6 protein-coding genes are annotated in these 6,624 nt (G+C 56.5%); all 6 read left to right on the top strand.

Annotated features, from left to right (window positions below):
* Positions 1-272: 272 nt before the first annotated feature.
* Positions 273-674, top strand: a complete 402-nt coding sequence (mscL, locus tag VFN25_RS13160) for a large-conductance mechanosensitive channel protein MscL (protein ID WP_325142639.1) — start codon at positions 273-275, stop codon at positions 672-674.
* Positions 675-808: 134 nt separating this feature from the next.
* Positions 809-2,251, top strand: a complete 1,443-nt coding sequence (locus tag VFN25_RS13155) for a M28 family peptidase (RefSeq protein ID WP_325142637.1) — start codon at positions 809-811, stop codon at positions 2,249-2,251.
* 143 nt (positions 2,252-2,394) lie between these two features.
* Positions 2,395-3,747, top strand: coding sequence for an ISL3 family transposase (locus tag VFN25_RS13150; protein WP_325142635.1), 1,353 nt, complete (start codon positions 2,395-2,397; stop codon positions 3,745-3,747).
* 109 nt (positions 3,748-3,856) lie between these two features.
* The gene (locus VFN25_RS13145) at positions 3,857-5,194 is read left to right on the top strand and encodes a M12 family metallo-peptidase (protein WP_325142633.1); all 1,338 of its coding nucleotides are present in this window, start codon (positions 3,857-3,859) and stop codon (positions 5,192-5,194) included.
* A gap of 4 nt (positions 5,195-5,198) precedes the next feature.
* Positions 5,199-5,822 (top strand): hypothetical protein, encoded by a 624-nt coding sequence (locus VFN25_RS13140; RefSeq protein ID WP_325142630.1) that lies wholly within the window; start codon positions 5,199-5,201, stop codon positions 5,820-5,822.
* Between the two features lie 285 nt (positions 5,823-6,107).
* A complete protein-coding gene (locus VFN25_RS13135) occupies positions 6,108-6,494 on the top strand; it encodes a helix-turn-helix transcriptional regulator (RefSeq protein ID WP_325142628.1) in 387 nt (128 codons plus the stop codon).
* Positions 6,495-6,624 lie beyond the last annotated feature (130 nt).

Here is a 6,624-nt window from a genome sequence, read left to right as displayed (position 1 = left end):
TGCGCTGGCTTGAAGCGACTGCATGGATGCAGGAGGTAGAGCAACGCAGGAGCAGTTGCCGACACGGCCAGTGCATCTGCGCCAGCGCGCCGCGATCTGCACGCAGACAGGCGTCGTGACGATTGCGCCACTTGATCAGCGATGCCTTGAACCGTTGCTGCTTCGTTGTTGGTAAAAATTCGCAACAAGGCTGCACCTGTTGATGTATCTGGATAAAGTGGCGAAGCGGCGCTCGCGGTCGCTTCCTCCCAACTTCCCTGAAGGAGTTCAACATGAGCATGATGTCCGAGTTCAAAGCCTTTGCCATGCGTGGCAGTGTCGTCGATCTGGCGGTAGGTGTTGTCATCGGCGCCGCATTCGGAAAAATCGTCACATCCCTGGTCAACGACGTGATCATGCCGCCGATCGGCAACCTGATTGGCGGTATTGATTTCTCGATGTACAAATACGTTCTGACCGCGGCCGGTGCCGACGGCAAAGGTGAGGTCGCGATCCAGTACGGTGCCTTCATCAATACGATGATTCAGTTCACCATCATCGCCTTCGCGATTTTCATGGTGGTCAAGGCGATCAATCGCATGAGTCGGAAAGAGGAAGAAGCAGCGCCTGCCGCGCCACCTGCCGATGTTGCCCTGCTCACGGAAATCCGCGATCTGCTGAAGAAGGACGAATAGCTTCCTGCACGCGGAATACATTCCCCGCCACGGATCCGCTCAACCGGGCTTGTTCAGCGCGGGTGACCTTCGCCACAGTCGGTTCACTGCTGCTTCTGGCAAGATGGCTGGCTCGACTCCGATGGAATAGGCCCATGCCTCGTATTGCCCTGTTTGCTCTCGTCCTGCTGCTTGTTCAACCTTCGGCCCAGGCCGAGAACACGACGGCCGCGACATCGATTCCGCAAGCCGCAATTGCGGTAGCAAACGGACTGCGCGAACGCGCACTCAAGGATGAGGTCGCCTATGACCTTGTCGAAGGCCTGACCACCGAAATCGGGCCGCGACTTGCCGGCGGCGAGAATGATCAGAAGGCGCGTGACTGGATGGTCGCGAAATTCAAGGCTCTGGGTTTCGACAAGGTCTGGACCGAACCGGTCAGCTACCCGAAATGGGTACGTCGCAGCGAAACTGCCGCGATTACCGAACCGTACGCACAACCGCTTGTCGTGACCGCTCTGGGATACTCGGCGGGTACGCCAGCAGGCGGACTCGAGGCCGAGGTGATCGCATTTGATTCGCTGCAGGCGCTGAAGGATGCAGCGGACTATCTGGTCAAGGGCAAGATTGTCTATGTCGGCATTCCGCGGATGCACGCCCTGGTCGATGGCCGCGATTACGGCACCGGTTCCGCGGTTCGTGTGCTCGGCCCCGAACTGGCCGCAGCCAAGGGTGCAGCGGCGTTCCTGTTGCGCTCGGTGGGTTCGGACAACAATCGCCTGGCGCATACCGGCATGACCCGCTTCTCCGATCCTGCCAAGGCGATTCCTGCGGCGGCGCTGTCGAACCCCGATGCCGACCTGCTTGATGCCGTGCTCAAGCGCGGCAAGCCGGTCAAGCTGCATCTGGCGCTGGATTGCGGCCTCGATGGCACCTACACCGGCGCCAACGTGATCGCCGAGATCACCGGCAGCGAACGTCCAAACGAATACTTTCTCACCGGCGGCCATCTCGATTCCTGGGATCTTGGCACCGGGGCGCTCGATGATGCAGCCGGTATCGGCATCACCACTGCGGCGGCACATCTGATCGGCCAGTTGCCCAATCGCCCCGCGCGCAGCATTCGCGTGGTCGCATTCGCCAACGAGGAATCCGGGCTCTACGGCGGCAGAGCCTACGCCGCGCAACATCACCTGCAGATTGGCAAGGCCATTCTCGGCGCAGAATCCGATGCTGGGGCCGATCGTATCGTCAAGGTCACGGCGACGGTCAAGCCCGAAGCGCGCGCGGCCATCGGCCAGATCGCTGCGGCTCTGGCACCGCTCGGGATTGAATATGACGCCGAGGCCCCGGGCAGCGGCGGCTCCGATCTCTCCGCCGTGCATGCGGTCGGCATGGCCGGCTTGTCCCTGCGTCAGGACACGACGCGCTATTTCGACTGGCATCACACCGCCAACGACACCCTCGACAAGATCGATCTCGAGCAACTGCGCCAGAATGTCGCCGCCTATGCCGTGGCCATGTATCTGGCGGCAGAAGCGAAAGGGAATTTCGGCTCGGCTGCGGGCGCCTTTGCCGAGCAAAAAGACGAGCATTGATCAAATTTTCAAGGGTATCCGGAATGTACTGTGGGTTTGCCCTTGATCGAGTTCCGGTGCTCTACAGTTGAATAACGGATTGCAGTGTGGGCTTGTCGCAGTATAGTCTGCTTCCAATTCTGGATTTTACTGTGGGTAGCCGCATGACTGATTTCCTCCAGCTCAGCAGTTTGAAGCCGCTTTCCATCGAGGTGGTCGACGGCTCCTACATCGTCCACGCGGAAGGGCGCATGGTCCCTTCGGCGTGCCCGGAATGTCAGACGGGCAGACTTCATGGGCATGGAACCCAAAAGCAGTATTTTCGTGACACGCCGACCCATGGCAAGACCGTACAGATTGCGGTTCAACGACGTCGCTACCGATGCCAAGACTGCCACAAAACGATGTTCGATCCGATTCCGGACCTGGACACCAAGCGCTTGGCCACGACGCGGCTGATTCACTACATCCGGACGCACTGCTTTCGTGAAACATTTGCGTCGATTGCCCGTCAAGTGAACATGGACGAGAAAACCATTCGTCACATTTTCGATGACTATGCGGATGAGCTCGGGAGCAAGTTCCGTTTCGTCACGCCACGATTCATGGGCATTGATGAGCTAAAGATCGTTGGAGCGTTCCGGGCGATGATCACCAACGTTGAGCGGCGAACCGTTTTTGACATGCGGGCAACCAGAAGCAAGGCCGATTTGCTGGCGTATTTCAAAGTGCTTCCCGACAGGGATAGTGTGGAGTGGGTTGCGATGGACATGTACCACGTGTATCGACAAGTCATGAAGGAGGCATTGCCGGAAGCGCGAATCGTGGTAGATCGATTCCACATTCAACGTATGGCCAATGAGGTGCTTGAGAAGATGCGCAAACGATTCCGAAAAACACTGACGCAGCGACAGCGACTCAAGCTCAAGGATGAGCGGTTTCTGCTGCTCAAACGAAAACGTGATCTTTCGCCCGAAGCCATCTCTCGGATCTCGAATTGGTTTCAGCAGTTTCCCTTGCTCGGCGAGGCCCACTCACTTAAAGAGGCGTTCTTTGCAATCTGGGAGAATCAGACCCGCACATCCGCAGAAACGGCGTTTCAGGCTTGGTTGGACAGGCTCGACCCGGAGCTACGTCCCGACTTCAAGGAGCTCACCACGGCAATGACGAACTGGCACGGCGAGGTATTCGCATACTTCGATAACCCGATCACGAATGCCTATACTGAGTCCGTCAACAACTTGGCAAAAGGTATGAACCGTATGGGCCGTGGTTACAGCTTCGAGGTCATTCGAGCGCGCATGCTCTATGACGAGAAGGCCCGCAAGGATGGATCAACCCTGGTCAGCAAAAGAGGGCCTGAGGCCGACGATGACGATTCGCTTTGTATCGGCTATGCGACCGGTCATGAGGTTCGAACCAAGGCGAAGCGTGGTCCTGTGAGTCATCACGTCATCGAATATGGCCCGTACATCCCCACGCTGACAAAACTACTCGAATCCGGCCACTTCGAATAACGCGCTGAGGCGCGGCTAAAATTGTCGCTTTTGTGACGACTTCCGTACACTTGTAACGATTGAGCATTGCGCGTAGCCTCGGGCAGACTATACGGCTAGGGGAAATCCTATGATCCTGCGTCTTCTACAAGCAGTATCGATTGCCTTGTTGCTCGGGTTTGCATCTGCGAAAGCGGGTGTAGTGGTCGCGTCGTTTGGCGTCATTTCCTCGGATCCGCAGCACGATCTATTCGCATCCATTGGTTTCCCAACGAACCCCGGCCTATCGGCCGACCCGGGTGCGACGGAAGAATGGCCGGTCACCATAAATCTCACCTATCTTCAAAGCTTGCCTGACACGGTCGTGCTCAATATTCCGAACCAAACCCCCGAGACACTGAATAGAATTCGCTCCAAGTCTCGCGGCGCAAATGCTTTCCTGTGGAGCGGCGGCAGCGAGGGGTGTAGTGCGCTATTGAGTGCGATTCCGGGAGCGTTTCGCGCGACGATCTCTTGCTTGGACGGCACCTACAACGTTGAGACGACTACGACCGGCACAAAGCTGACTCGATTTGTCTACGGGGACCCGCCAGCGGGTGCAGAAAATGACGTCGCCACGGCCACGGAAATTCCGGCCGGCCCTGATACTGCGGGGACGTCGATGCCAGAATCCATCAATGGGCCTGCCACGCTTGACCAAGATATCGATGTCCTCATTTTGTACACCTCAACGGTTCGTCAAACACTGCAGGCGAGCAGTATCAATGTCCAACAGTACATGCAAGACACCTTGGATACGACGCAGTTGGCAATGGACCGGAGCACGACGCCAGGCCAGCCGACCATTGCAACGTTGAATTTGGTGCATTCGCAGGAGGTGCTTCGTCCAGACACGGGATACTTTACCGCTGACGTCGTCTATCTCCAGAACGACCCAGAGCCCGTAGGAATACGCAATCAATGGGCAGCTGACATTGTCATGTACATTCGTGAGACCAGTGCAGATTCAAGCGTCTGCGGGCGTGCGTATGTGCCTGGGTCCTATGGCACTCTCCCTCCCCCGGGTCCTGGGTTCGCACCGTATGCAGTCGGCGTAACCAAACGGACGTGTTCTTTCTCTGGCTATCCCTTTGAGCATGAATTTGGCCATATTTTCGGTGCAAACCACGATCCTGCCAACAGCAATAATTCCACCCCATTGCAACCATGGGCTTATGCCCACTGGGCGAATAATCTCAACAAGGACGGTGCACGCACCTTAGTTGCCTACAAGGATTCCAACTGCATATCGCCGTGTAATCAGGTGCTCAACTATTCGAACGCTTCGGTTTCGCTGACTATTCCATGGACATTCCGCACTGGGCGTGTTGATCAACGTGAAAACGCCCGCGTGATCGCCCAATATGCGTCGACGACGGCGCAATATCGAGCCAGTTTGGACCGAATTTTCGCAAACGGTTTCGAATAGTCCGATGAAGCGATTAGGGATCCACATTTATCTATTGGCGTCTGTCTTTGCGGTGGCCTCGCCGTCCTCATTTTCGCAGGGCACCATTCCGTCCGACGTTGCGATTTCTATGACAGCCACGCCGACCGACAACCTTGACCCGGGGGAGCTCATTTCATTTGTGATCACAGCGACTAACTTGGGCCCGGAGCCTGTTTCTGTGCTGCCGATGATCAGCTCTCAGTTTATCGATGAATTCGATCTGGGTCCTGGGGGAAGCAGCAACTGTCCCGGCATCGGATTACTAGTCAGCGACGGCAAGTATTTCTTCTACCAGTTCGTCTGGACGCCAACGCTTGCGGGACCGCCACTTGCCGTCGGGGAAACTCGGCGTTGCGAACTCAACTTTTCGCTAACAGAGGCGGCGCCAGAGGCATTGCCTTTCACGTTCGGAATAGTTCAATCTTGGATTGATCTCAATGAATCGAACAATTCAGCGACGGTGATCTTGCGTCGGGGAGACATCACGCCGGTGACCTTGTCCATGCTTTCCCCTGGCGTGCTGATATTGCTGTTGGGCATGCTTACTTTTATGGCATTGATCCAGCTACGACGCCGAAGCGGGGCAAGCACAGCGGCCGTTCCATGAAGCGCAACCAATTTCTTAGTCCAACTCTCTGAATCCGATTCGATGATCTGCGTCACGACGGCTCATGACGAGCTCGGGCTTTTGTGCCAAACCTACAACTTGTCATTCAATGCGCTGCATGCGCATGAGCCCAAACCAACCTGAAGCATCAATTTCAGCCGCTCCGAGAATGTTGGTTGACCCACAGTTGAATCCGGATACCCATTTTTATCCGCTCGTGGCGTTCCCTTTCGTGATTCAAGGCGATACCCTATGAGGCAACAATGAGGCTCACTGTAGGCATAAATGAGTAGTATCGCAAGCCCCGATCAAAACATTGATCTCGGTCAGCGGCTCACGAAGGTGCGTGGCACGACCGGGCTGAGCCAAGCAGCGTTTGCGAATACGCTGGGGTTGTCGTTGAGGGCTTACGCCAACTACGAGCGCGGAGAACGTGAAATGCCCGTGGCGCTGTTTCGCGCACTGTATGAAATTTACGGGATCGATCCGGTCTGGCTGCTGGCCGGCCCCGGGGAGGATCCCGTGAAAGCTGCCACACGAACCATGGATTTCGCCCTGGTTGACACCATTGTCCAAAGCGTCGACACCGAGCTTGCCGCGATGGGCAGGGTGCTCAAACCAGCAATGCGACTGCGAATACTGAGGGCGCTGTATGCGCTAAGGAGGGTCTGAACAAGTCCCTAGACTCGTGGTAAAATGGCACTTAGTCAATAACGCTATCCCACTATGAAACAGATGAGTTTTGGTGACGCCGAATACGCTTCCAAGAAGAAGCAAACCCGGCGCGAGAAATTTCTGGCCG

Origin of the sequence: Dokdonella sp. (assembly GCF_035703485.1) — a bacterium.
Lineage (GTDB): Bacteria > Pseudomonadota > Gammaproteobacteria > Xanthomonadales > Rhodanobacteraceae > Dokdonella.
The sequence above is the reverse complement of the archived record's forward strand: the minus strand, read 5'-3'. Positions and strand labels throughout refer to the sequence as shown.